At 61.9% G+C, this 24154-nt stretch carries 21 protein-coding genes; 17 read left to right on the top strand and 4 right to left on the bottom strand.

What is annotated here, in order from left to right:
* The first annotated feature begins 3 nt into the window (after positions 1-3).
* The 3 genes from ASB58_RS03820 to ASB58_RS03830 are packed head-to-tail and all read left to right on the top strand — an operon-like array spanning position 4 to position 3611.
* Positions 4-2292 carry a putative bifunctional diguanylate cyclase/phosphodiesterase gene (locus ASB58_RS03820; RefSeq protein WP_118129389.1) on the top strand — a complete coding sequence of 763 codons (2289 nt, stop codon included), beginning with the start codon at positions 4-6 and terminating at the stop codon, positions 2290-2292.
* Between the two features lie 10 nt (positions 2293-2302).
* Positions 2303-3163, top strand: a complete 861-nt coding sequence (locus tag ASB58_RS03825) for a DUF3034 family protein (RefSeq protein ID WP_118129390.1) — start codon at positions 2303-2305, stop codon at positions 3161-3163.
* Positions 3164-3170: 7 nt separating this feature from the next.
* The gene (locus ASB58_RS03830) at positions 3171-3611 is read left to right on the top strand and encodes a group I truncated hemoglobin (protein WP_118129391.1); all 441 of its coding nucleotides are present in this window, start codon (positions 3171-3173) and stop codon (positions 3609-3611) included.
* On the opposite strand, the gene ASB58_RS03835 is transcribed toward ASB58_RS03830, so the two are convergent.
* Together ASB58_RS03835 and ASB58_RS03840 are read right to left on the bottom strand one after the other, a co-directional pair.
* Positions 3608-5929, bottom strand: a complete 2322-nt coding sequence (locus tag ASB58_RS03835; protein ID WP_118129392.1) for an EAL domain-containing protein — start codon at positions 5927-5929, stop codon at positions 3608-3610. The two genes, ASB58_RS03830 and ASB58_RS03835, sit on opposite strands and share 4 nt — an antisense overlap.
* Positions 5930-5946: 17 nt before the next feature.
* Positions 5947-7161, bottom strand: coding sequence for a tetratricopeptide repeat protein (locus ASB58_RS03840; protein ID WP_118129393.1), 1215 nt, complete (start codon positions 7159-7161; stop codon positions 5947-5949).
* 282 nt (positions 7162-7443) lie between these two features.
* Between ASB58_RS03840 and flhA the strand changes: the two genes are divergently transcribed.
* The 14 genes from flhA (at position 7444) to ASB58_RS03910 (ending at position 21953) form a co-directional block, all read left to right on the top strand.
* Positions 7444-9570 (top strand): flagellar biosynthesis protein FlhA, encoded by a 2127-nt coding sequence (gene flhA, locus ASB58_RS03845; RefSeq protein WP_118129394.1) that lies wholly within the window; start codon positions 7444-7446, stop codon positions 9568-9570.
* A gap of 60 nt (positions 9571-9630) precedes the next feature.
* Positions 9631-11004 carry a flagellar biosynthesis GTPase FlhF gene (flhF, locus tag ASB58_RS03850; RefSeq protein WP_096003652.1) on the top strand — a complete coding sequence of 458 codons (1374 nt, stop codon included), beginning with the start codon at positions 9631-9633 and terminating at the stop codon, positions 11002-11004.
* Between the two features lie 32 nt (positions 11005-11036).
* Positions 11037-11864, top strand: coding sequence for a flagellar synthesis regulator FleN (gene fleN / locus ASB58_RS03855; RefSeq protein ID WP_096003653.1), 828 nt, complete (start codon positions 11037-11039; stop codon positions 11862-11864).
* Positions 11861-12598 (top strand): RNA polymerase sigma factor FliA, encoded by a 738-nt coding sequence (locus tag ASB58_RS03860; RefSeq protein ID WP_096003654.1) that lies wholly within the window; start codon positions 11861-11863, stop codon positions 12596-12598. Before fleN ends, ASB58_RS03860 begins: the two co-directional genes overlap by 4 nt.
* Positions 12599-12817: 219 nt before the next feature.
* On the top strand, positions 12818-13195 hold the full coding sequence (locus ASB58_RS03865; protein ID WP_174704239.1) for a chemotaxis response regulator CheY: 378 nt from the start codon (positions 12818-12820) through the stop codon (positions 13193-13195).
* 21 nt (positions 13196-13216) lie between these two features.
* Positions 13217-14008 carry a protein phosphatase CheZ gene (locus ASB58_RS03870; RefSeq protein WP_096003655.1) on the top strand — a complete coding sequence of 264 codons (792 nt, stop codon included), beginning with the start codon at positions 13217-13219 and terminating at the stop codon, positions 14006-14008.
* A gap of 163 nt (positions 14009-14171) precedes the next feature.
* Positions 14172-16454, top strand: a complete 2283-nt coding sequence (locus ASB58_RS03875; RefSeq protein WP_118129395.1) for a chemotaxis protein CheA — start codon at positions 14172-14174, stop codon at positions 16452-16454.
* A gap of 108 nt (positions 16455-16562) precedes the next feature.
* Positions 16563-17678: a protein-glutamate methylesterase/protein-glutamine glutaminase gene (locus ASB58_RS03880; protein ID WP_096003657.1), complete on the top strand. Its 1116-nt coding sequence runs from the start codon at positions 16563-16565 to the stop codon at positions 17676-17678.
* Positions 17678-18418 carry a flagellar motor protein gene (locus ASB58_RS03885; RefSeq protein WP_096003658.1) on the top strand — a complete coding sequence of 247 codons (741 nt, stop codon included), beginning with the start codon at positions 17678-17680 and terminating at the stop codon, positions 18416-18418. Before ASB58_RS03880 ends, ASB58_RS03885 begins: the two co-directional genes overlap by 1 nt.
* Before the next feature lie 16 nt (positions 18419-18434).
* Complete coding sequence (gene motD / locus ASB58_RS03890; RefSeq protein WP_096003659.1) at positions 18435-19271, top strand: flagellar motor protein MotD; 837 nt, start codon at positions 18435-18437, stop codon at positions 19269-19271.
* An 86-nt stretch (positions 19272-19357) separates the two neighbouring features.
* The gene (locus tag ASB58_RS03895; protein WP_083727002.1) at positions 19358-20152 is read left to right on the top strand and encodes a ParA family protein; all 795 of its coding nucleotides are present in this window, start codon (positions 19358-19360) and stop codon (positions 20150-20152) included.
* A gap of 99 nt (positions 20153-20251) precedes the next feature.
* On the top strand, positions 20252-20998 hold the full coding sequence (locus tag ASB58_RS03900) for a CheW domain-containing protein (RefSeq protein WP_118129396.1): 747 nt from the start codon (positions 20252-20254) through the stop codon (positions 20996-20998).
* Positions 20999-21068: 70 nt separating this feature from the next.
* A complete protein-coding gene (locus tag ASB58_RS03905) occupies positions 21069-21548 on the top strand; it encodes a chemotaxis protein CheW (RefSeq protein ID WP_096003661.1) in 480 nt (159 codons plus the stop codon).
* Positions 21549-21551: 3 nt separating this feature from the next.
* Entirely contained in the window at positions 21552-21953 is a 402-nt protein-coding gene (locus tag ASB58_RS03910; RefSeq protein ID WP_118129397.1) for a DUF2802 domain-containing protein, read from the top strand.
* Positions 21954-21963: 10 nt separating this feature from the next.
* Here the strand turns inward: ASB58_RS03910 and ASB58_RS03915 are convergent, their stop codons facing one another.
* Complete coding sequence (locus tag ASB58_RS03915) at positions 21964-22287, bottom strand: EscU/YscU/HrcU family type III secretion system export apparatus switch protein (protein ID WP_118129398.1); 324 nt, start codon at positions 22285-22287, stop codon at positions 21964-21966.
* Entirely contained in the window at positions 22287-24050 is a 1764-nt protein-coding gene (fliK, locus tag ASB58_RS03920; RefSeq protein ID WP_181977859.1) for a flagellar hook-length control protein FliK, read from the bottom strand. Before fliK ends, ASB58_RS03915 begins: the two co-directional genes overlap by 1 nt.
* Positions 24051-24154 lie beyond the last annotated feature (104 nt).

Consider the following 24154-nt stretch of genomic DNA (forward strand, 5'->3'; position numbering starts at 1 on the left):
CCTATGCGCTTGGGATACCTGAGGACGCGGCTGATTCTGACGTCAGTAGGTCTGCTTGCGCTGGTCCTCGGCGCGGTGTTTCTGGTGGTTTATACCGCAACGGACCTGTCTGCCAACCGACAGGCACAGAAGCAGTTGCAGGTGGGGAGCAATGTATTCAGCAATCTGCTTGAGGCGCGTGCGCATGAATTGGTGGCTGCGACCGAGATATTGGTCGCCGATTTTGGTTTTCGCCAGGCGGTGGCCACCGGCGATCAGCCGACGATTCGTTCAGCGTTGCTCAACCAAGTCAGACGTATTGGTGCTGACCAGGCGATGCTGTTTGACGTCCAGGGAGTGATGCGTATCTCCTCGGTCAGGAAGGGCGATTCCGTTCCTGGCGATGTGCAGGCGCTGCAGCGACTGTCCGACCAGGCCATGATTGCGATTATTGACGATCAGCCCTATCTACTGGTCGAGGCGGTGGTAAAGGCGCCGGTAGTGCTCGGTCAGGTTGCGATGGCCTTCAGCCTGGATGAAGAGCTCGCGCGCGAACTGCAGAAGCTCACCGGGCTGGAAATCCGGTTTGTCAGCAGCCAGGCAGGTAACGTCATGACCAGCTTCTCAACGCTGACTGATACCACGCTTGAAATGCGCGCTGCTGACGGCGGGGAAGTGATGGAAACCGAAGGGTACCTGACCACCGTCTTCACGCTGCTCGAACAATCCGAGTATCGGGTTGAGGCCCAGTTGGCCAGCCCACTCAGCGATACCTTGGCGAGCTTCGACCTGCTCAAGCGGGAGCTATTGATCATTACCCTGGTAGCGTTGCTCGCGTCCTCGCTGCTGGCGGTACGCCTGTCGGGTAGCCTTGCCCGGCCGGTTGCGCAGTTGGCTGAAGCGGCGACCCGCATCGGTCGCGGTGACTACACCGGTCAGGTCCGACTTGATCGCAATGATGAGCTGGGGTTGCTGGCAGAGCGGATTGATGCCATGCGGGTCGGCATCGCCGAGCGTGAAGACCTGATTGTGCATAACGCTTTACACGATCCGCTGACCGGATTGCCGAACGTTGGGGTTGTCCGGGAGCAGCTCAGAAGCGCGATTGCCGGTGGGCAGGGCGGGGTGCTGGCGCAGTGCAACCTGCTGACTGCTGACCTGCTGCTGAAGGCCCGCGGGCAAGACTTCATGGATACCTTGATACGGCAGTCGGTGGCCAGCCTTGAGGGCTTTCTGCCTGCCAATGTGCTGCTGGCCTGGCAACCGGGCAGCGGCTTCTTGTTGCTGCTTAAGGGGCGCGAGCTGGAAGAGGCGGTGGTCATCATGGACGGCGTACTGGCTCGGCTCGGGGAGAAAATGCAGGTGCAGGACATCAAGCTCAGCTCGCAGTGGCTGGCGGGGCTGGTGGCCTGGCCGCTGCACGGACGTGATCCGCAGGAGCTGCTGCGGCAAGCAAGTATCGCGCTGAACGATGCTGCACCCGGTGCAGAGCGTATCGCTGTTTATCAGACGCAGAGTGATCAGGCCTATCAGCGGCGTATTCGTTTGGCACGGGATCTGCGCTACGCTCCGCAACACCATGAGCTGAGCGCGGTATTCCAACCCAAACTTGATCTGGCCTCCGGCGAGGTACGGCAGGTTGAGGCACTGATGCGCTGGCAGCACAGTGAGCTTGGCATGATCCGGCCTGACGAGTTTATTCCGCTTGCCGAGCAGACCGGCAGCATCACTATGCTCACCGAGTGGATGATCGCGGCAGTGCTGTCGCAGCTACGTGACTGGATTGACCGCGGCATTCACTTGCAAGTCGCCATGAACCTGTCAGCGCGCGACCTTGATGATCCCGAGTTCCCACGGCGCGTCGAACGGATGCTGCGTGCCCAGCAGATCAGTCCGGATTATCTCTCTTTGGAAGTGACCGAAAGTGCGGTCATGCGCGACCCGCAGGCCAGCATTGACAGTCTGCTGGCATTACGCGATCTGGGGATTACTCTGGCGGTGGATGATTACGGAACCGGCTATTCGTCGCTAGCGACGCTCAAGAGCTTGCCGGTCCAGGATTTGAAAATCGACAAGTCCTTTGTCCTGCAGCTGGCCGAAAACAGCGATGATGCGGTGATCGTGAAATCGACCATCGAGCTTGCCCACAACATGGGGCTGAAGGTCATCGCTGAGGGAATTGAAAATGCCGGTTCGCTCGCCTGGCTCAAGGCACGTCATTGCGATGTGGTTCAGGGTTACTTCATAAGCCGTCCGCTGTCTGCCGCTGATCTGGAGCGCTGGATGGATGAGACGCGCGGAACGTTTGTTTAGATGGGCTGCCATGAAAAAAACTGTTTTGTGTGGAATCGGCTTGCTGTGCCTGGCGGGCACGGTCTGCGCTGATACCGGTGGCCGCCTGCTGGCGACCGGAGGGGTGACCAACATCGAAGGCTCAGCCGGCGGCGGCATCGTGCCGTGGGCGGTACTGTCCGGCTACGGTGCTCGGGGCGAGTGGGGCGGTGATGCGTTTGCTACTCGCGTCGACACGGGGGACTATCGGCTCGACGCCTTCGGTGCTTCGCTGGCATTCAACAACCGGGTGGAACTCTCGGTGGCGCGGCAGCGACTGGATATGGATGCGTTGACCAAGGCGGCAGGCCTGCCGCATAAGAGTCTCAATCAGGATATCTTTGGCGTGAAGCTGCGGTTGTTCGGGGACCTGGTGTACGACCGCTTGCCGCAGGTCGCGCTGGGTGCGCAGTACAAGCGTCAGACTAACTTTCTGATCCCGTCGCTGGTCGGTGCCCGTCGGGATTCGGATACTGATTATTATCTCGCCGGCTCCCGCCTGTTCCTCGGCGCGGTGGGCGGCTATAACCTGCTAGTGAACGGCACACTGCGCTATTCGCGGGCCAATGAAACCGGGCTATTGGGTTTTGGTGGTGACCGGCGTGACAGTCGGACCTTGCTCAAGGAGGGGAGTGTGGCACTGCTGCTCAACCCTCGCTGGGTGGTGGGGGTTGAGTATCGGGAGAAGCCGGACAACCTGTCGTTTGCTGGCGAGAGCGATTGGCAGGATGTGTTTGTCGGTTATTTCCCGAGCAAGCGTCTGGCTCTGGCTGCTGCCTGGGCTGAGTTGGGCGAGATTGCCACGCTGGAGGACCAGCGAGGCCTCTTCCTTTCCATGCAGCTGAGTTACTGAGGTTCCCATGCGTAGACAATTACGTGCGACGGCCGGTGTTGCGCTTGTTCTGTTCGGCCTCGTCGGGTGTGCTATCAGCCCGGCGCCGGAGAACGACAGCCTGTACCAGGCGATGGGAGGCCAGGCTGGCATCAATCGCGTGGTGGAAGGACTGTTGTACCAGATCGCGGATGACGAGCGTATTGTTCATCACTTCGCTGACACCGACATAGCGCGATTGCAGGAAAAGCTGCAGGAGCAGTTCTGTGTCGAGGCGGGAGGCCCTTGTGTGTATTCCGGCGACAGCATGGCTGACGTGCATGCCGGATTTGAGCTCACCGAAGCGGACTTCAATGCGCTGGTTGAAGACCTGATTGCGGCGATGGAGGCAGAGCAGTTGCCGGTGATAGTGCAGAATCGCCTGCTGCAGCGTCTGGCGCCGATGCGCGCAGATATCATTTACCGCTAGCTGCTGGCACTCGGCTTGTCGGCGTCAAGCACCCGGATCTCGGTGATCAGGCTGGCCGAAGGCATGCCGATGGCGGCGCCCTGGGCGTGCTGGATGCCCAGAGCGCGTGCCTGATTCAGCACAGCCGGGTTGTGTACGAACTCGGCCACGGTCTGCATGCTCAACTCCTGCGCAAACTGCACAATGCCGCGGCACAGGGTCAGTGCGGTGGGGTTGCTGTCGAGTTGGCGGATCAGACTGCCGTCGATCTTGATCAGGTCCACGTCCAGGCGCAGCAGGTGCTCAAAGTTCGAGTAGCCGGTGCCAAAATCATCAATGGCGATCCGGCAACCCTGCGCCTTGGCGCGGTCAATGAACTGCCGTACCGCGCTGTAGTTCTCGATACCTTCCGATTCCAGAATCTCGAAGATGACCTGCTTGCCCATGTTGCGGGTGGCGATGGAGTCGAGGATATGGTCGGTCAGCTCCGGGTCCAGCAGGTCCTCGCAGGAGAGGTTGAGCGAAAAGCTCCACGGCTGTCCCTCGAAGCGCTCCAGCGCCAGATCAACCATGCGGCGGGTGAGGGTGCGGTAAAGACGAATCTTCTTGGCCAGGTCCAGAAAGTGAATCGGGCTGATGGGTTCGCCCTGCTCGTCGAGCATGCGAACCAGGCACTCGTACTTGTCGATCTGGCCGCTGGTCAGATTGAGAATGGGTTGGTAGAAGGCAACGATACGGCCACTCTCCAGCGCGGCGCGCAAGCGGTTGGCGCCGATCAGGTTCTGCTCGTAGCTTTCACGCACGCGCTGGCTGGCATCGTAGAACACAAAACTTTCCAGATTCAGACGCGCCAGTTCCAGGGCGATGTTGGCGCCGTGCAGCAATTGCTCGCCGCTCAGGTCGGCGGCGTTGCCCTGCTGGCTGCAGGCCACGCCCAGGCTGGCGTTGAGGGTCAGGGGCTGGTCTTCCCAGCGCACCTGCAGCTCGCCGATAAACACCAGCAGCTGTTCCAGGGCGGGCGTCAGCTGCTCGGCGTTATGGTGCCCGGGCAGCCAGATGGCCAGTTCGTCGGCGGGCATGCGGTACAACCGGGCGCCGCGCCAGTCGGGGTTGGTGTCCAGCTTCTCCTGCAGTGCGTGGGCCAGGCTGATGATTACGTGATCGCCGCAGTTGTGGCCGTAAAAGTCGTTAATTTCCTTGAACGAGTCGATATTCAGCAGGATGAGGCTGGCGGTGTGGCTTTTCTTCAGGTCGGCCAGCAGACGCTCGCGGTTGGGCAGGCCGGTCAGGCTGTCGGTGTACAGGGTCTGCAACTGGCGCAGGGTGCCGGCCACCAGGTACAGCACCAGCGCTGAAATCAGCAGCATGATGATGCCGGCGATCAGCTGAATGCGCAGGTTGCTTTCGCGCATGGGCGCCAGCACGGCGTCTATCTCGGCCTGCGGTACGCCAATGCCGAAGATCATGCCGGCCTGGCTGCGGGCAAAGAAGAGTCGGTAATCGTCGCCGGCCAGGGTCTGCTGCAGCTGCTGCAGCGGTGCCGTCAGCTGACGCGCGTTGACCACCTGAGGCAGCGCTTGAGGCTCCAGCTGGTTGCCCAGCTGGAGATCAATCACGGCGTTGATCAAGGGTTGTGCCTGCGCCTGATCGGTTGCGGCGGACAGGCTGGACAGGTTGCGGTTGGCGTGGTCCAGCAGGAACGCAAAGGTACCGGGCGTGACTTCGACCCGGCTGATGGTGCGAATGATGTCGTCGGCCAGCCAGTCGGTGACGGCCAGGCCGATCGGCATACCTGCGCTGTTGGTGATTAAAGCGGCGTGGCTGATCACGACGCTGCTGATGCTGTCCTTGTAGTAGGCCGCGGTCCAGCTCTGGCTCGGGTCGCTGTCAGTCGCCTTGTTGGCGGCTCGCAGGCGCTGGAACCACGCACGCAGCTGTACTTGTTCTGCGCCCGGGACGTCGGTCACGGCAAGGCGCTGGCCCTGTCGGTAGGCGTAGCGAGCGGGCAGGGCACCATCGGCGTACCAGAGGGTGCTGCCGTGGGTGTCGGGGAAGTCTTGCAGGGCTCGGCGCAGGCTGTCGTCCAGCTCCTCGCCCAGGCGCGGCATCAGGGCGCCGGCGCGGGCCAGGCCTGCGGTGCTTTGCGCCATCAGGCGGTGGTGGGCGTTGATGCGGTCGAGGTTGGCATAGAAGGTGTCGGCAATCTGGCGCTGGCGCAGCTGCGCCATGGCTTTTTCGGCGAACTCCAGATTCGCGCTTGCCATCAGCCAGCTGACTACCAGTACCAGCGCGACCATCAGGCTGAGCAGGATCATGATCGCGCGTTTGACTGGCAGCATTCCCTTGGCTCCGGTGTTCAGCGGCTATTGAGGCGGCGTTGTATCTGGTTGCGAGCGGCGGCCAGCTGCGTGCTGTCCAGCTGCCCCGAGAGTTGTTCAAGATAGCGCTTGCCGCGCTGTTCACCATTGACCAGTGACAGGCTCAGCCAGACGTAGGCGGTTTGCGGGTCTTCCGGGCCACCTGTGCCGCGCAGGTAGTCCAGCCCCAGGCGGTATTGCGCTTCGGCGGAGCCGCGCTCGGCGGCCTGCTCCAGCCAGTATCGTCCAGCGGCTGTGCCGTTCTTGTCGATACCAAGGGCAAGCATGGCTGGCAGGTAGCCGGCCGCGGCAGCCTGGCGCAGCTGGCTTTCGGCGCGTCCCGGGTCGGCCGCGGTGCCCTGGCCTTGCTGATAGGCCTGCGCCAGTTGGTAGTGGGCCTCGGGCAGCTGCTGGGCGGCGGCTTTCTGTAGCCAGCCAAAGGCTTCCTCGGGGGCTTGCGGTTTGAGCAGCTCGGCGAGTAGCAGTTGACCATTGGCCTGCCCCTGATCGGCTGCCAGGCGAGCCCAGCGCAGCGCCTCGGTCTGATTGCCGTTGCTGTTGCTGATGGCGGCCAGGTGATGTCGGGCTTTGGCGTCACCCGCGTTGGCTGCGGTGCGGCAGATCGATTCGGCCTGCTGGTAGTTTCTGATCGCGAACAGCAGATAGCACTCCTGCGCCTGGGCGGAGCTGCCGGTCTGCGCTGTGTTGCCGGTGTTGCTTGCGCCGGGCGACCTTGCGGCAGGCGATCCTGCGGCAGCTGTATGCTCGTCGGATGCGGCGCTTGCTGGCACGCGCTTGGCAAACTCATTGACCACCTCAGGACAGGAAAACGCGTAGCCCGCCTCAAGGCGCTGCAGCGAGTCGCGGGTGGCCGGCTGGCTGTTGTAGCGATAGGCGATAGCGCGGCAGCGACTGTCTCTTTCTGCGCGCACCACAGGCAGGTAGTCGCGGTAGTCGGGGTCGTCGGTATGGTTGTTCAGGTAGCGGGTCAGCGGGTCAATGTAGGCCTGGTCGAATAGCGCTTCGACTTCAGCATGCCGTGCTTCAGCCTGCGGGTCGCCAGTCATGTTGGCTGCCAGGTCTGCCAGTTTCTGAGCCTGCGTTTTGATGGCTTCACCCGAGCGACTCAGAACGTTGTTCCGGTCGGACAGCGTTTGACAGCCGCCAAGCGCTATGGCGAGCACCAACAGCACGGTAGTGTGGATCCGCATCATCTCTCTCTGGTGAGGTGGCGAGCGGCCTCTGTCGAGACGGCGCTGCCGGGCAAAGGCTGAAGAACAGGCGTTGTGCGCCTGTGGCCATCCTTTGCCATTGCAGCGGTGGTCAGTCTATCAGAAAGCCCGCGCAGCCCATGCATGATGGCAAATAGACAGTCGTTTTGTCGATGGGGTTCCATCGAATGGCGACAGGTTGCCGAAGAGCTGGAACGCTTTTTGCGTAGTCCCCGACAAGTATGTGAATAGCGTCAAATATTTGATTCGGGGACACTTCTGCCAATGGCTGTTGATCGTGCGCAACTGATGGGCAACATGCGGACCAATCTGGCCGGGCTGCGTCACGGCAGCCTGGGGATTCCGGTGCTGCTGCTGGTGATGCTCGGCATGATGATGCTGCCGATCCCGCCATTTTTGCTGGACGTGTTCTTTACCTTCAATATCGCGCTGTCGCTGGTGGTGCTGCTGGTTTGCGCCTACGCACTACGGCCGCTGGATTTTGCGGTATTCCCGACCATTCTGCTGATCTCCACGCTGCTGCGTCTGGCGCTGAACGTGGCCTCTACCCGCGTGGTGCTGCTGTACGGGCACGAGGGTGGCGACGCGGCCGGTAAGGTAATTCAGGCCTTTGGTGAGGTGGTGATCGGCGGTAACTATGTTGTCGGTCTGGTGGTGTTCGCCATCCTGATGATCATTAACTTTGTGGTGGTCACCAAGGGCGCGGGGCGGATTTCCGAGGTTAGCGCGCGCTTCACCCTGGATGCCATGCCCGGCAAACAGATGGCCATTGATGCCGATTTGAACTCCGGCCTGATCGATCAGGAGCAGGCCAAGACCCGTCGCCGGGAAGTGGCGCAGGAAGCCGAGTTCTACGGCTCCATGGACGGTGCCAGCAAATTCGTCCGCGGCGATGCCATTGCCGGTCTGCTGATTCTGTTTATCAACGTGCTTGGCGGTCTGGCTATTGGTATGGCGCAGCATGGCCTGCCGTTTGCCGAAGCAGGCCGCATCTATGTGCTGCTGACCATCGGTGACGGCTTGGTGGCGCAGATTCCGTCGCTGCTGCTGTCGACTGCGGCGGCCATCATGGTGACCCGTGTTTCCACTTCCGAGGACATGGGCGCGCAGGTTCAGCGTCAGATGTTCGCCTCACCCAAGGCGTTGGCAGTTGCTGCGGCGATTCTGATCGTCATGGGCCTGATCCCCGGCATGCCGCACTTTTCGTTCCTGAGCCTGGGTGCTATCGCTGCCGGTGGCGCCTGGTTTATCGCAAAGCGCCAGAAGGAAAAGGCCGAAGAAGAGGTCGAAGCCGAGCGCAAACAGGCACAACTGCCAGCCGTGCAGGCGCCGGAAACCCGCGAGCTGGGCTGGGACGACGTTACCCCGGTGGATATGGTCGGGCTGGAGGTGGGCTACCGTCTGATCCCGCTGGTGGATCGTAATCAGGGTGGGCAGCTGCTGGCGCGTATCAAGGGCGTGCGCAAAAAACTGTCGCAGGACCTGGGCTTTCTGATGCCGTCGGTACATATCCGCGACAACCTGGATCTGGCGCCCAACGCCTATCGCTTGACGCTGATGGGTGTCAGCGTGGCCGAGGCAGAGATCTACCCGGACCGCGAACTGGCGATCAACCCCGGTCAGGTGTTTGGCGATATCAAGGGTATTGCCGGCAAGGACCCGGCCTTTGGCCTGGACGCGGTGTGGATCGAGGCATCGCAGAAGGACCAGGCCCAGTCGCTGGGGTACACCGTGGTAGACGCCAGTACCGTGGTGGCGACCCACATCAACCAGATTCTGCACAAGCACGCGCATGAGCTTATTGGCCATGAAGAGGTGCAGCAGTTGATGCAGGTGCTGGCCAAGGCCTCGCCCAAGCTGGCCGAGGAGCTGGTGCCGGGCCTTATTTCGGTCTCCAACCTGCTCAAGGTGCTGCAGGGGCTGCTGCAGGAGCAGGTGCCGGTGCGGGATATCCGCACCATCGCCGAGGCCATCGCCAACAACTCGGGCAAGAGTCAAGATACCGGCGCGCTGATTGGCGCCGTGCGGGTCGCGCTGTCACGCTCCATCGTGCAAAGCATTGTGGGGCTTGACTCCGAGCTGCCTGTGATCACTCTGGAACCCAGGTTGGAACAGATGTTGCTACAGAGTCTGCAGAAGGCCGGGCAGGGCGCTGATGACGGAATGTTGTTGGAGCCGGGCATGGCCGAGAAGCTGCAACGCTCGCTGTCCGACGCGGTACAACGGCAGGAGGTGCAGGGCAAGCCGGCGATTCTGCTGGTGGCCGGGCCGATTCGCATGATGATGGCCAAGTTTGTCCGCTATGCGGCGCCCGGAGCCCATGTACTGTCCTACCAGGAAATACCGGACAGCAAGCAGGTCACCATCATTGCGACGGTTGGCCAGAACTAGCAGCACCGAATGATTGAGGCATCTGCTGCGGCAGATGACCGTTAAGCGACGAGGTCAGCCATGAAAGTCAAACGTTTCTTTGCCGCCGATATGCGTCAGGCGATGAAGCTGGTCCGCGATGAGCTGGGTGCCGATGCGTCCATCATTGCCAACCGTCGGGTGGCTGGCGGCGTCGAGCTGACGGCAGCGCTGGATTACGAGGCGCCGCGCCTGAGCGCGCCGACGCCCGGTCTGGACCAGGAGCTGAAAAAGACCCAGGAGCGCATTGTTGCGGCCCGCGCTGAGCTGGAGGACGGCCAGATGGCGTCCCACGATCAGCCGCTGGTCAACCGCCAGCTGTTTGGTGACAGCACCCGCCACGCCGCCCGTCAGGGCTCTGCCGAGGCGCGCGAGCTGCTGGATCGACTGATTCAGGAGCCGACCGAACCGGCTCCCGCCGCGCAGGCGGCACCGCGCCGTGCTCAGGCTGCGACCCCGGCGCCGGCGGCTGAAGCCGACAGCGCCGGGCTCAGTGCCATGCGCGCCGAGCTGGCGGGGCTGCGCGAGATGCTCGAATCCCAGCTGGGTGGCCTGGCCTGGGGCCAACTGAATCAGCAAAAGCCCAAGCAGGCTGGTCTCTGGCGTCGTTTGACGCAGATGGGGCTGCCGGCTGATGTCTGCCAGGGATTGCTGCGTCAGGTTTCTGACGTGAGTGACGTACGGCAAGCTTGGCGCATGCTGCTGGCGCACCTGGCGCATCGCGTCCCGGTGCTGCGCGAAGAGCCCATTGATGCCGGCGGTGTGATCGCTCTGGTTGGCCCTACCGGTGCCGGCAAGACGACGACCCTTGGCAAGCTGGCCGCCCGTTATGTGCTCAAGCACGGCAGCCAGCATGTTGCGCTGGTGACCATGGATACTTACCGGATTGGCGCGCACGAACAGCTACGCACCCTGGGGCGGATTCTCAACGTGCCGGTCAAGGTGGTTGACGACAAGCAGAACCTCAGCGACGTGTTGGCCGACTTTGCCGGCAAACGCCTGGTGCTGATCGACACCGCAGGCCTGCAGGCGAATGATCCCTACCTGCGTGGGCAGCTGGATGCACTGGCCCAGCAGGGGCGTCAGGTGCGCAATCTGCTGGTGCTGGCAGCGACCAGTCAGCATCGGGTGATGAAAGCGGCCTATCACAATTACAAGTCCTGCGGCCTCTCTGGTTGTATCCTGACCAAGGTTGATGAAGCAGCTACGCTGGGAGAGTCACTGGGGCTGGCTATGGAGCAGGGTTTGCCGGTAGCCTATCTGGCAGATGGCCAGCGGATTCCGGACGATTTGAGCAAGGCCGTGGGCCATCAGCTGGTCAGTCGTGCGGTCAGCATGGCAGGCAACGAAGCGCCGGCGGATCAGGCCATGGCAGATGTGTTTGCCGGTATGATGCACGGCCAGCGGGCAGGCTAAGTTAAGTTAAACAGACAAGGTACCAAGCGCAGATGGGCAGCAATCACCCGGTTCAGGTTATCGCAGTCACCGGCGGCAAAGGCGGCATCGGCAAGACCAACGTGTCGGTCAACCTCAGTCTGGCGTTGGCCGACATGGGGCGGCGCGTCGTGCTGTTGGACGCTGACCTTGGCCTGGCCAACGTCGACGTCCTGCTCGGTCTCAAACCCAAGGCGACGCTGGCCGATGTGCTCGAAGGCAAATGTGACCTGCGCGATGTCATGGTCACCGGCCCCGGCGGCATTCGCATCGTGCCCGCCGCCTCCGGTGCCGCCAACATGGTCAGCCTCAGCCCGCAACAGCACGCAGGTCTGATTCAGGCGTTCAGTGAAATTGGCGACAACATCGATGTGCTGGTCGTGGACACCGCCGCCGGTATTGGCGACTCTGTGGTCAGTTTTGTCCGCGCCGCGCAGGAAGCGCTGATTGTCGTCTGCGATGAGCCGACCTCCATTACCGACGCCTACGCGCTGATCAAGCTGCTCAACCGCGATCACGGCATGACCCGTTTCCGTGTATTGGCCAATATGGTGGGCACGCCGCAGGAAGGGCGTATGGTGTTTGCTAAACTCACCAAGGTAACTGACCGTTTTCTGGATGTGGCCCTGCAGTATGTTGGCGCGGTTCCCTTTGATGAGGCTGTGCGCAAGTCGGTGCAGAAGCAGCGCGCAGTGTTCGAGGCGTTTCCGCGCAGCAAGGCGTCGCTGGCGATTCGGGCCATTGCCCAGAAGGTGGATGCCTGGCCGTTGCCAGCCAACCCCCGCGGTCACCTGGAGTTCTTTGTCGAGCGCCTGGTGCAGCCGACAGGAACCGGTCTATGACAGCACAGGCTGGCAGATTGAACATGTATACACGCGCACAAGGCTCGGCTGAGCAGCAGGATCGCCTGGTCGAGCAGTATGCCCCGCTGGTCAAACGTATCGCCTACCACCTGCTTGGACGTCTGCCTTCCAGCGTCCAGGTCGAAGATCTTATGCAAGCCGGCATGATTGGCTTGCTTGAAGCCTCCCGCAAATTCGATTTTGGCAAGGGCGCCAGCTTTGAAACCTACGCCGGCATCCGCATTCGTGGCGCCATGCTTGATGAGGTTCGCAAGGGCGACTGGGCCCCGCGCTCGGTGCACCGTAATACGCGCATGGTCAGTGACGCGATGCGCGCGGTCGAGGCGCGATTGGGACGTGACGCTAAAGATCACGAGGTTGCAGCCGAACTGGATATGAGCCTGGAGGAGTATTACGCGATTCTGAGCGATACCGCCGGCAGCAAGCTGTTCAGTTTCGACGACCTGCTGGAGGCCGGGGCACCGGCTGATGTGCAAGGGGGAGAGGAGCCCTTGAGCGGTCTGCAGGACGAGCGGTTTCGCGCGGCGCTGGTAGAGGCGATCGATGGTCTGCCGGAGCGCGAACGACTGCTGCTGTCGCTGTATTATGATGAGGAGCTGAACCTCAAGGAGATCGGTGCGGTCCTGGGCGTCAGCGAGTCGCGGGTCAGTCAGCTGCATAGCCAGTGCGCCGCTCGGCTGCGGGCAAAGCTGACAAACTGGCGAAATGATTGATTTTGTCGCCAACATCCGGACAATGCTCGGATTGCCTGGCTGGCAGATGGCCGTCAGGGCGCGGTAACCGGCGTTGAACAGGGCGCATCTGAACAGGCCATTGAGATCAGTGGCCTGCTCAGAGCTTCTTCTACGGCTTGTGTGGCCATTGGCAATGGGTTTTGGGAGTGCAGGCCTGCACTTATCCTGGTTTGTACGGAGGTCGACTTGGACAAGAATATGAAAATTCTCATCGTTGATGATTTTTCGACGATGAGGCGCATCATCAAGAACCTGTTGCGCGACCTCGGGTTTACCAACACCGCAGAGGCCGATGACGGCAACACGGCGCTGCCGATGCTGCAAAGCGGCAACTTCGACTTTCTGGTAACCGACTGGAACATGCCGGGCATGAGCGGCATTGATCTGCTGCGTGCCGTACGAGCAGACGATCGGCTCAAGCACCTGCCGGTACTCATGGTGACCGCCGAGGCCAAACGTGACCAGATCATCGAGGCGGCGCAGGCCGGCGTGAATGGCTACGTCGTCAAACCCTTCACTGCGCAGGCGCTGAAAGAAAAGATCGAGAAGATTTTCGAGCGGGTGCAACCCAAATAACAATCAGCCGGGGTACAGGTTATGGCTTTGAGCAAGGATCCCGGTCAGGCGACTGCCCAGGAATTCGAACATTCTCTCAAGGACAATGCGCACCAGCTGGTTGGTCACCTTGAAAATGGCGACTTCGCCGAGGCGCTGCTGGTGATTCACGCCATTAATCAGGCGCGCGATCGTGGTTTGTATCACGAGGTCGGTCAACTGACCCGCGCCCTGCATAACGCGATTGTCAACTTCCAGATAGACACCTCCCATGCCCTGGGCGGTGATGCTGAAACGTCCAAGATTTCCGACGCCTCTGATCGCCTGGATTATGTTGTTCAACTGACCGACAAGGCGGCCAACCGCACCATGGATCTGGTCGAGGTCAGTGCGCCCAAGGTGTCCGAGCTGGGCCAGCAGGCCAGCGCACTCAAGGCAGACTGGCAGCGCCTGCAACGGCGCGAAATGGCTGCTGATGAATTTCGTGATCTGTATCGTCGCGTGGGCGAGTTTCTGGATCGTACCGAAACCACCAGTTCCGAGGTGTCAGCGCACCTCAACGATATTCTGATCGCCCAGGATTACCAGGACCTGACAGGTCAGGTGATCAAGCGCGTGATCACGCTGGTGCACGACGTCGAAGAGAGCCTTGTCAGTCTGGTGCGCATGGCTGGACAGGTGGATCGCATCACCGGTATCAGTCACGCCGAGGCCGGCGAGACAAAAAAAACCTCATCCAAGGGTGAAGGTCCGCAGATTCATGCCGATAAAAGAGAAGACGTTGTTTCCGGTCAGGACGAAGTTGATGATCTCCTGTCCAGTCTGGGCTTCTGACTCCTGCCGAAGTCGCCGTGCCTTGCTCCGGCGTGGCCCGACTGACAGCTGGCAAATCAGGCACCTGCCGGACCGCAGCGCTCAATAACAACGGTGCGCGCAGCAGGCAAGCCTGGGTGGCGCCAAGCCGTTTACCGATAACACGCCCGAGGGGAGTGGGTGCATGAGTTTCGAAGCGGATGAAGAAATTCTCCAGGACTTTCTGGTCGAGGCCGGAGAGATTCTGGAGCAATTGTCCGAGCAACTGGTCGAGCTGGAAAACCGGCCCGACGACATGGACCTGCTCAATGCCATCTTCCGCGGCTTCCACACCGTCAAGGGCGGCGCCGGCTTTCTGCAGCTTGATGCGCTGGTGGCCTGCTGCCACATCGCTGAGAATGTGTTCGACATCCTGCGCAAGGGCGAGCGTAAAGTTACCTCGGAGCTGATGGATGTCGTGCTGCAGGCGTTGGATACCGTCAACAGCATGTTTGATCAGGTGCGCGATCGGCAGGAGCCAACTCCGGCCGATCCCGCATTGCTTGAGGCCTTGTCCCAGCTGGCGCAGCCGGCTTCGGCTGACGAGGCCGCAGCCGCCCCGCAACCCGCCCCTGAGCCTGCGCCCGCTGCCGAGCCTGATGCTGCGCTTTCAGCCGGCGCAGCTGACAGCGGCGACATTACCGACGACGAGTTTGAACAGCTGCTCGACGCATTGCACGGCGACGGCGGCAGCCCCGCTGCACAGCCGGCGATACCCGAAAAGACCGCCGCTGCTGCAGACTCTGACGAGATCACCGACGACGAATTTGAAGCGCTGCTTGACCAGTTGCATGGCAGCGGCAAGGCGCCGGCCGCCGCACCGGCTGCGCCCGCCGCCGGCGCTGCAGCAGACGGCCCTGCAAGTGGCTCCGCGACCAGTGATGACATCAGCGATGACGAATTTGAAGCGTTGCTTGATGAACTGCACGGCAAGGGCTCTGCGCCGGGGCAGCAAGCCGCCGGTGAGGTGGACGCAGGCGAATCGCCAGCCACAGCGGCAGCGGGCTCGGACAACATTACCGACGATGAATTTGAGGCGCTGCTGGATCAGCTGCATGGCAAGGGCAGTGCGCCCGGCGCCGCTGCCGAGTCCGCTGGTGCGGTAACGCCGCCCAAGCCCGCCGCACCGCCAGCCAAGCCGGCAGCTAAGGCTGAAACGCCCAAACCTGCTGCCAAGTCGGCGGCCGCCCCTGCAGCCAAGGCGCCTGCTGCCCCTGCGGCGAGCAAGCCGGCCAGCGCTGCCGAAGCGCCTGCTGCGGCCGAAACCACCGTGCGGGTAGATACTGCACGGCTGGACGAAATCATGAACATGGTTGGCGAACTGGTGCTGGTGCGCAACCGCCTGGTGCGCCTGGGGCTCTCCAGCGGTGATGAGGAGCTGGGCAAGGCCGTTGCCAATCTGGATGTGGTGACAGCCGACCTGCAGATGTCGGTCATGAAGACCCGCATGCAGCCGATCAAGAAGGTGTTTGGTCGCTTCCCTCGCGTGGTGCGAGACCTGGCGCGTAACCTGAAGAAAGAAATCAACCTTGAACTGATCGGCGAAGAGACCGATCTGGACAAGAACCTGGTTGAGGCGCTGGCCGATCCGCTGGTCCACCTGGTGCGCAACTCGGTTGACCATGGCATCGAAATGCCGGACGAGCGTGAAGCGGCCGGCAAGGCGCGTACCGGCAAGGTGGTGCTGTCGGCGCAGCAGGAAGGCGATCACATCCTGCTCACCATTGTCGATGACGGCAAGGGCATGGACCCGGAAATCCTGCGTGCCAAGGCCGTAGAGAAGGGCATGATGGAGAAGGATGCGGCGGATCGTTTGAGCGACACCGAATGCTTCAACCTGATTCTGGCGCCCGGATTCTCGACCAAGACCGAAATTTCCGACGTGTCCGGCCGTGGTGTCGGCATGGACGTGGTCAAGACCAAGATCTCCCAGCTCAACGGCACCATCAATATCGAGTCAACCAAGGGGCAGGGGTCGCGCATTGCGATCAAGGTGCCCCTGACCCTGGCCATCATGCCGACGCTGATGGTCATGCTGGCCGATCAGGCGTTTGCCCTGCCGCTGGTCAGCGTGAACGAGATTTACAGCCTGGACCTGTCGCGTACCAACGTCGTCGACGGCCAGGAAGTCATCATCGTGCGCGACAAGGCGCTGCCGCTGTTCTACCTCAAGCGTTGGCTGATGCCGGGTGTCGAGGATACCAGTGACCATTCTGCCGCCAGTGTGGTGATCGTTTCGGTCGGCACGCAGCGTGTCGGGTTTGTGGTCGATCAGCTGGTTGGCCAGGAAGAGGTCGTGATTAAACCGCTGGGTCGCATGCTGCAAGGCACGGCAGGCATGGCGGGCGCAACGATTACCGGTGATGGGCGCATTGCTCTGATCCTGGATATTCCCAGTCTGCTCAAGCGCTACGCGCGGCGCATGTGATAGCCTGAGCCGGAGCCTGCAAGGGGCTCCGGCACGGCAAGCGCCCGGCATTTTGCCTGTGGTGCGGCACGACTCATATTAGTTGCAGGAAGCAGTTCGGGAGAGGGTATGGCGGTCAAGGTTCTGGTGGTCGACGATTCGGGTTTCTTTCGCCGCAGGGTGACGGAGATTCTGGCGGGCGACCCGCAAATCCAGGTGGTTGGCACCGCCAACAATGGCCGCGAGGCGATTGAACAGACCCTGGCGTTGCATCCGGACGTGATCACCATGGATTACGAGATGCCGGTCATGGATGGCATTGAAGCGGTGCGTCAGATCATGCAGCGCTGCCCGACTCCGGTCATCATGTTTTCCTCGCTGACCTACGAGGGCGCTCGCGTCAGTCTGGATGCGCTGGATGCCGGCGCGGCCGACTATCTCCCCAAGAACTTTGAAGACATCTCGCGTAACCCGGACAAGGTGCGCCAGCTGCTGTGCGAGCGAGTGCAGGGCCTGGCGCGCACCAATCGCCGCTCGCTGGGTTTGAGCAACACCCATCACGCACAGCCAGCCAGCACCCTGAGCCCGCCGGCGCGCGGTATCAGCCCAACGCCGGCCGCGCCGCCGCCGCGCCCGGTCGCAGCTCCCACTACGCCGGCCAAAACCAGTCCGGCGCCGCGCAAGCGTAGCTACAAGCTGGTAGCCATCGGCACCTCCACGGGCGGCCCGGTCGCACTGCAGAAGGTGCTGACCCAGCTGCCTGCCAACTTCCCTGCGCCGCTGTTGCTGGTACAGCACATGCCTGCTGCCTTCACCAAGGCGTTTGCCGAGCGGCTCGATAAACTCTGCCGAATCTCTGTCAAGGAAGCCGAGGACGGCGACACCTTGCGTCCTGGGCGCGCTCTGTTGGCGCCGGGCGGCAAGCAGATGATGGTGGACTCGCGTGGTGTGGTGCGCATCCTGCCCGGCGATGAGCGACTGAATTACAAACCCTGTGTCGACGTTACTTTCGGCTCTGCCGCCAAGGCCTTTCAGGACAAGGTACTGGCCATTGTCTTGACCGGCATGGGCGCTGATGGCCGCGAAGGCGCGCGCCTGCTCAAGCAGGCCGGCAGTGCGGTCTGGGCACAGGATGAGGCCAGCTGCGTGATATATGGCATGCCGATGGCCGTGGCCAAGGCCAATCTGGCCGACGGCATCTACCCGCTGGATGACATCGGTCGCTACCTGGCAGAGATTGGTTGATGGATATTCTCAGCGTCATTGGCGTCATTCTGGCCTTTGTCGCCATTATCGGCGGCAATTATCTGGAAGGCGGGCATGCCAGTGCGCTGTTGAACGGTCCGGCAGCGCTGATCGTGATCGGCGGCACCTTGGGCGCCGCCTTTATCCAGACGCCGCTGACCGTGTTCAAGCGCGCCTTGGTGATTTTGCGCTGGATTGTGTTTCCGCCTTCCAATCGTCTGCGCGAGGGCATTGCCCAGGTGATCAACTGGAGCACCATTGCCCGCAAGGAAGGTCTGCTCGGACTGGAGTCGTTGGCCGAACTGGAGCCCGACGCCTTTGCCCGCAAGGGGCTGCAGTTGCTGGTCGACGGTAGTGAGCCGGAGGCGCTGCGCAGTATTCTTGAAGTGGAGCTGGTCAATCGCGAGCATGCTGACCTGATGGCGGCCAAGGTGTACGAGAGCATGGGGGGCTACTCGCCCACCATCGGCATCATCGGCGCGGTCATGGGGCTGATTCATGTCATGGGTAATCTGGCTGATCCGTCGCGCCTGGGCGCCGGCATAGCGGTTGCTTTCGTCGCGACTATTTACGGTGTGGCGCTGGCCAACCTGTTCCTGCTGCCGGTAGCGGCCAAGCTCAAGTCGGTGGTGCTGCAGCAGTCCAAGTATCGTGAGATGATGCTGGAAGGGCTGCTGTCGATTGCTGAAGGTGAAAACCCGCGTTCCATCGAAATGAAGCTTGAAGGCTTCCTCGACTGAGTCGGAGGCTGCCAGCATGCGTCGCAAACGTCATGAAGAACACGAAAATCACGAGCGATGGCTGGTGTCCTATGCCGACTTCATCACCTTGCTGTTCGCCTTTTTCGTCGTCATGTATTCCATCTCCTCGGTCAACGAGGGCAAGTACAAGGTGCTGTCCGATACCCTGGAGGGCGCTTTCAATCAGCCTCAGCGTTCGGTCGATCCTATTCAGATCGGTGACCAGCTGCCGCGTGGCCTGACCCGCGAGAACAACGACGCCAGCGGCGCAGGTACGCCAGACTCTGGTAGCCAGGCGTTGGCCGATATCACCAGTGCCATGCAGTCCGCCTTCGGTGAGTTGATTCAGGCTGGTGAGCTGGAAGTGCGTGGCAATGAACTGTGGGTCGAGATCGAGTTGAACTCGGGGCTGCTGTTCCCCAGTGGCGATGCTCTGCCGCTGGATGCTGCCTTCGACCTGGTAGAGCGCATTGCGGACATCCTCAAGCCCTATGACAACCCGGTCCATGTCGAGGGCTTTACCGACAACATCCCGATTCGCTCGGGACGCTACCCAACCAACTGGGAGTTGTCTGCAGCGCGTGCGGCGACCGTCGTACGAATGCTCAGCAATGGCGGCGTGAACCCTGACCGACTGGCTGCGGTAGGCTATGGTGAGTTTAGACCGGTGGCCGATAACAACACGGCTGCTGGGCGGCGGGCCAATCGGCGTGTGGTGCTGCTGGTGTCGCGCTTTCTGGATCGGCGGCATGAGCCCTTTGCAGCGCCGACCGAAGGGGTGGACGAGATGCGTGAGGCGCGTTTGCCCTCCGAGGCTTCTGGCACGGGTTCTGCATCGAATCCATTCCGGTAGTCGGAAATGGATTGGTCTGTCAAAATGTTGTCGTGTTCTCACGGTGTAAGGGTGTCCATTCCATGGCACACCTGCGGAGGAAAGGTATGAGAGTCTGGGCCGTTGCCAACCAGAAAGGGGGAGTGGGTAAAACCACGTCCGCCGTGGCGCTGGCTGGCCTGCTGGCGGACCAAGGCCAGCAGGTGCTGGTGGTAGACCTGGATCCGCATGGCTCCATGACCAGCTATTTTGGTCATGATCCTGACCAGCTCACCAGCAGCGTATTCAATCTGTTCCAGCATAATGGCCAGGTACCTGACGGCCTGGCTGCCGCGTTGCTCAAGGATACTTCCCACCCAAATATCCGCCTCATGCCCTCCAGTACCTCATTGGCAACGCTGGAGCGGCAGTCGGCAGCCCAGGGCGGTTATGGGCTGGTGATTTCCCGGGCGCTGGCGCAGCTGTGGAATGACTACCAGTTCGTGATCATCGACAGCCCGCCCCTGTTGGGCGTGTCCATGATCAACGCGTTGGCGGCCTGCGAGCAGCTGATCATCCCGGTACAAACCGAGTTTCTTGCGCTCAAGGGCCTCGAGCGCATGGTACACACGTTGAATATGGTCAACCGCTCCCGCAAGCAGGCGCTGCCGTATACCATTGTGCCGACGCTGTTTGATCGGCGCACCCAGGCATCGCTGAACACCCTGCGCCTGCTGCGTCGCGATTATGCCGAGCATTTGTGGCAAGCCTATATCCCGATCGATACCAAACTGCGTGACGCCAGTCTGGCTGGTGTGGTGCCGTCGCAGCTCGATGGCAATGCGCGCGGTGTGCTGGCCTATCGCGCGTTGCTGCGTTACCTTCTGGCGCAATCTTTGAGCCGTGGCGAGCAGGTCGCCTGAGCCATGCGAAACTCCGTGACCGGAGCGGCTAATGCTTTGGCACGACAAGCCGATACACAATCAAGGCCGTGCGCGGCGTAGTGAGCTGATGTCCAGGTTATGAACAAGCCCCAGTTACCGGTACAGCAATATGTTCCTGAGCAGACCATCCAGCATTATCTGGATGCGTTGCTGCAGGATGCGGCCGACGAGCTGGCGCGCGCGGACGCCGAGGTGGCGGCGCCTGCACCGGCCCCGGTAGTGACAGAGGCGCCGCGGGCGGCGGTTGTGCATAAGCTGGAGCGCTCGGTGGAGATCGCCGAGCCGCAGATGCCGGCTGAACCGGTGATCGAGCCGCCGGCTGCGCCACCGCCGGTGCAGCAGGCCATTGCGGCCTGGCGCGAGGAGCCCTTCGAGGCGCTGCTGTTTGATGTCGGTGGCCTGAAACTCGCCGTTCCTCTGGTGCTGCTGGGCAGTATTTATCCGCTGGAGGGCGAAATCACCCCGTTGTTTGGTCAACCAGACTGGTTTCTTGGCATTCTGTCCACGCCGGCGGGCAATCTGAAGGTGTTGGATACTGCTCGCTGGGTGATGCCGGAGCGCTACACGCCGGACCTGCAGGACACCCTTGGTTTTGTTATTTCCGTGGAAGGTTACGACTGGGGGATGGCGGTGCATGGTGTGCAGCAGTCCATTCGCCTCAGCCCGGAGCAGGTCAAGTGGCGTTCGCAGCAGGGCAAGCGGCCCTGGCTGGCCGGAACGGTGATCGAACACATGTGTGCATTGCTGGATGTCTCGGCGCTGGCCGAGCTGATTGTGGGCAGTGGCGGTGCGGCTGGTAATGCCGCTGCGCCAGCATTAGGATGAGTATGGCAGGGCTGCGTCGCCAAGCGATGGGCGTGGCCTTGGACTTCAACGATGATCGGGAAGCAAGACAATGAAAAATAATTCGGGACAAGGTGCTGAAGATCCGATCCTGCAATGGGTGACCTTTCGTCTGGACAACGAGAGTTACGGCATCAACGTGATGCAGGTGCAGGAGGTGCTGCGGCACACCGAGATTGCACCGGTCCCCGGCGCGCCAACCTATGTGCTCGGCATCATCAACCTGCGCGGCAACGTGGTGACGGTGATCGATACCCGCCAGCGTTTTGGTCTGACTCCGGCTCCGATCACCGACAACACCCGTATCGTCATTATTGAAGCCGACAAGCAGGTTGTCGGCATTCTGGTCGACTCGGTCGCTGAAGTGGTTTATCTGCGTCAGTCCGAGATCGAAACCGCACCCAACGTGGGGACCGACGAGTCAGCCAAGTTTATTCAGGGTGTCTGCAACAAGAACAACGAACTGCTGATTCTGGTCGATCTGGAAAAGATGATGACCGAAGATGAGTGGGCTGAGCTGTCAGGGTTCTGATTGATGAATGAACCCTGGTTGCTGCTGGTCCTCGGCGGGCTGCTCGGTATCCTGCTGGCCGCGCTGGCGGTGCTGTTCATGCAGGTACGCCGTCTGCCGGTTGAACAGCAGCAACAGGAAGCCCGGCTGCAGGCTCGGCTGGAGCAGCTGTCGCGTGAGCTGGCGACCTTTCAGCAGGGTAGTATTCGCATGGGTGAGGAAATCACCGCGCTGCGTCAGCAGGTGAAACGTCTGGAAGACAAACAGCTCAAGCTGGAGCAGCACGACCCGCAGTCTCTCCCCTACAACCAGGCCGCGCGCCTGGTTGGCATGGGCGCGAGCATCGAAGACCTGACCCAGTCCTGTGGCCTGTCCAAGGCCGAGGCCGAGCTGTTCGTCAAGTTGCACGCCTCGCGCCAGGCATAACCTACGCGCTTTACTCTTCCTTCCTGTTTTCCAGTTGGAGCGGCTTCTCCTTGCCGCCATCGGGATCAAAGCCTTTCGGGCGTTTGCCTTTGATGTACCAGGCAAAGGCGATGATCTCGGCGATGGTGCGATAGAGCGCCTCGGGGATCTGATCACCCAGTTCCATACGCGCGAGCATGCGCGCTAGGTCCGCATTTTCGTAAATCGGCACTTCATACTGCATCGCCAGCTGAACGATCTGCTCGGCCAGGTCGCCTTCGCCCTTGGCGGTGATGGTGGGGGCCTGTTCTCCGCCGTCGTAGACCAGGGCGATCGCTTCGCGTACATCGCTCATCAGGTGACCTCGTCGATCCAGGTTTGTTGTACGGCCTGCCGTGGGGCAGGCGGTGTGCCGCAGTGGCAGCTGATCTCGCCGACATCCAGCCCCTTGGCCAGCAGGCGATCACGCAGGGTGCTCAGTTCGCTGTTCAGTAGCGCGAGTGTCGGTTGCTGTTCGGCCCACAGTTCGCTGCTGACGCGATCGTTGCGCAGCCTGGCAATGGCCTGCAGGCTGCCCAGGTGATCCAGGTTGAAGGCCAGGCGGACTTCCCAGACAGGCACCGGCTCGGGCTGCTCGCGATCCGGCGCGGGGCTGTCGCGTTGAATGCGCATCTGTACGTGGTTGAACTGCTGACCGTCGCGCAGCGGAATTTCCAGCTGCCAGGTGGTCTGAGTGCTGCCGTCTGAAAACGTCTGGGTCTGGCCCATGCTCTGCAACTGATGATGCTGGATGCGCGAGAGCAGGGCCGCAGTCAGTCGCAGCAGGCTGCCCAGATCACTGGTGTCGCCCAATGCCTGCAATGCGCGACTGGGCAGCGGGAACAGGCCGGGCTTGGCGGCCGATTGCTGCTGCGCTGCCTGTATCGCCTGCTGCCAGGGGCCTGGCGGCAGACCGGCGGTTTGCAGGCTGCCTGGCGGCAGTTGCTGTTGCAGGGTGACCAGCAGGCCGAGCAGGGCGCCTTTGAAGTCGGCGCCGGCTAGCGGCTCGGCGGCGGCCGGGCTGGCCAGACTGGCGAGCAGCGGCAGCAGCTTGTCGAGCGCGGGCAGGGGGTTGGGTATCCGGGGGGCACCCTCTGCGGTGAGGGTGGCCGGGTTGGCCACCGGCTCGCTGCCAGCAGGGGGGACTGGGGTGGGCGTGGCGGCAGCCTGGCGACCGAGAATCTGTGCTAACTGCGCCAGGTTGCTCTCCAGAAAGGCGCCGCTCTGGGCGACGGCGTTGGCCACGCCGGTCGCGGTGGTCAACTGCGGCGCGCTGACGATCTGATTGAGCACGTTCTGAATTGCCTGGTGCAACTGCGGCACCGCTGGCAGTGGCTGCGGGTTGCTGGCCAGGGTCTGCAGGCGGGCCAAAAGCGGTTCGGCAGAGCCCTGGCGTTGCAGTGCCTCACGCAGCCCTTGCAGCAGATCGGCCTGCCGCAGCTGTTCGCTGGCACTTTGCACGCGCAATTCGCCCTGGCTGCCAACGGTGGCGTTGAGTTGGGTGCCGGGGGCGACCGGGCGGGTGCTGCTCAGCTGCAGCAGGACTTGCGGAGCGCTTTGCTGCACTAGCTCAGCGACCAGCTGATAGCGGGCGATCTTGCCGTCGGGCGCGGGCACCGGTTGCTGCTCTAGAACCCTTGCCTGCAACTGGCTGCCAGCAGGGAACTGCTGCGGGTCGAGCCGCGTCAAGGGCGGTCCGGGAGCAGCGCCGGTGGCTGGCTGCAAGGCAGCCATCAACTGGTTCTGCGAGATTGCTTGAACCAGCAACTGGCTGCCGGCAGGCAAGGGCTGTGGGCTGCTGGTGGGCAAGGTCGTGCTGGTAGCGGTTGAGGGGGTAGTACCAAGGTTCTGTTTCGAGATGCGCAGCAGCAGTTCAAACTGGCCATTGGCGTTGGGCCGCTCGCTGCTCTGGATGACCTCTGCACGTGCCTGTTCGCCGCCCAGCAGAGCCAATGCGTCAATTGGCCGCAAGAGTTGCAGGGCGACCACCAGCGCGTCGGCACTGCGGGCCGGCGCCGCGCTGGCGGGCGCTGCGGGCTGGGTCGGGCTGGTCGGTGGCAGGCGAATATCAGGGCTCATGTTGTCACATGTTGACGTAAATCGAGGTCCCCGGCCAAGGGGCTGCATGTATAATGGCGCCGCTGAAATAATAGCGCTCGGCGGAGTCTGCTGGCCTGACAGAG

It is taken from the genome of Pseudomonas abyssi (assembly GCF_003444685.1).
GTDB lineage: Bacteria > Pseudomonadota > Gammaproteobacteria > Pseudomonadales > Pseudomonadaceae > Halopseudomonas > Halopseudomonas abyssi.

What these genes read in the sequence shown, in the direction of transcription:
- ASB58_RS03820 (WP_118129389.1), top strand. Translation starts at nt 4, where the DNA reads ATGCGCTTGGGATACCTGAGGACGCGGCTGATTCTGACGTCAGTAGGT.
- ASB58_RS03825 (WP_118129390.1), top strand. Translation starts at nt 2,303, where the DNA reads ATGAAAAAAACTGTTTTGTGTGGAATCGGCTTGCTGTGCCTGGCGGGC.
- ASB58_RS03830 (WP_118129391.1), top strand. Translation starts at nt 3,171, where the DNA reads ATGCGTAGACAATTACGTGCGACGGCCGGTGTTGCGCTTGTTCTGTTC.
- ASB58_RS03835 (WP_118129392.1), bottom strand. Translation starts at nt 5,929, where the DNA reads ATGCTGCCAGTCAAACGCGCGATCATGATCCTGCTCAGCCTGATGGTC.
- ASB58_RS03840 (WP_118129393.1), bottom strand. Translation starts at nt 7,161, where the DNA reads ATGATGCGGATCCACACTACCGTGCTGTTGGTGCTCGCCATAGCGCTT.
- flhA (WP_118129394.1), top strand. Translation starts at nt 7,444, where the DNA reads ATGGCTGTTGATCGTGCGCAACTGATGGGCAACATGCGGACCAATCTG.
- flhF (WP_096003652.1), top strand. Translation starts at nt 9,631, where the DNA reads ATGAAAGTCAAACGTTTCTTTGCCGCCGATATGCGTCAGGCGATGAAG.
- fleN (WP_096003653.1), top strand. Translation starts at nt 11,037, where the DNA reads ATGGGCAGCAATCACCCGGTTCAGGTTATCGCAGTCACCGGCGGCAAA.
- ASB58_RS03860 (WP_096003654.1), top strand. Translation starts at nt 11,861, where the DNA reads ATGACAGCACAGGCTGGCAGATTGAACATGTATACACGCGCACAAGGC.
- ASB58_RS03865 (WP_174704239.1), top strand. Translation starts at nt 12,818, where the DNA reads ATGAAAATTCTCATCGTTGATGATTTTTCGACGATGAGGCGCATCATC.
- ASB58_RS03870 (WP_096003655.1), top strand. Translation starts at nt 13,217, where the DNA reads ATGGCTTTGAGCAAGGATCCCGGTCAGGCGACTGCCCAGGAATTCGAA.
- ASB58_RS03875 (WP_118129395.1), top strand. Translation starts at nt 14,172, where the DNA reads ATGAGTTTCGAAGCGGATGAAGAAATTCTCCAGGACTTTCTGGTCGAG.
- ASB58_RS03880 (WP_096003657.1), top strand. Translation starts at nt 16,563, where the DNA reads ATGGCGGTCAAGGTTCTGGTGGTCGACGATTCGGGTTTCTTTCGCCGC.
- ASB58_RS03885 (WP_096003658.1), top strand. Translation starts at nt 17,678, where the DNA reads ATGGATATTCTCAGCGTCATTGGCGTCATTCTGGCCTTTGTCGCCATT.
- motD (WP_096003659.1), top strand. Translation starts at nt 18,435, where the DNA reads ATGCGTCGCAAACGTCATGAAGAACACGAAAATCACGAGCGATGGCTG.
- ASB58_RS03895 (WP_083727002.1), top strand. Translation starts at nt 19,358, where the DNA reads ATGAGAGTCTGGGCCGTTGCCAACCAGAAAGGGGGAGTGGGTAAAACC.
- ASB58_RS03900 (WP_118129396.1), top strand. Translation starts at nt 20,252, where the DNA reads ATGAACAAGCCCCAGTTACCGGTACAGCAATATGTTCCTGAGCAGACC.
- ASB58_RS03905 (WP_096003661.1), top strand. Translation starts at nt 21,069, where the DNA reads ATGAAAAATAATTCGGGACAAGGTGCTGAAGATCCGATCCTGCAATGG.
- ASB58_RS03910 (WP_118129397.1), top strand. Translation starts at nt 21,552, where the DNA reads ATGAATGAACCCTGGTTGCTGCTGGTCCTCGGCGGGCTGCTCGGTATC.
- ASB58_RS03915 (WP_118129398.1), bottom strand. Translation starts at nt 22,287, where the DNA reads ATGAGCGATGTACGCGAAGCGATCGCCCTGGTCTACGACGGCGGAGAA.
- fliK (WP_181977859.1), bottom strand. Translation starts at nt 24,050, where the DNA reads ATGAGCCCTGATATTCGCCTGCCACCGACCAGCCCGACCCAGCCCGCA.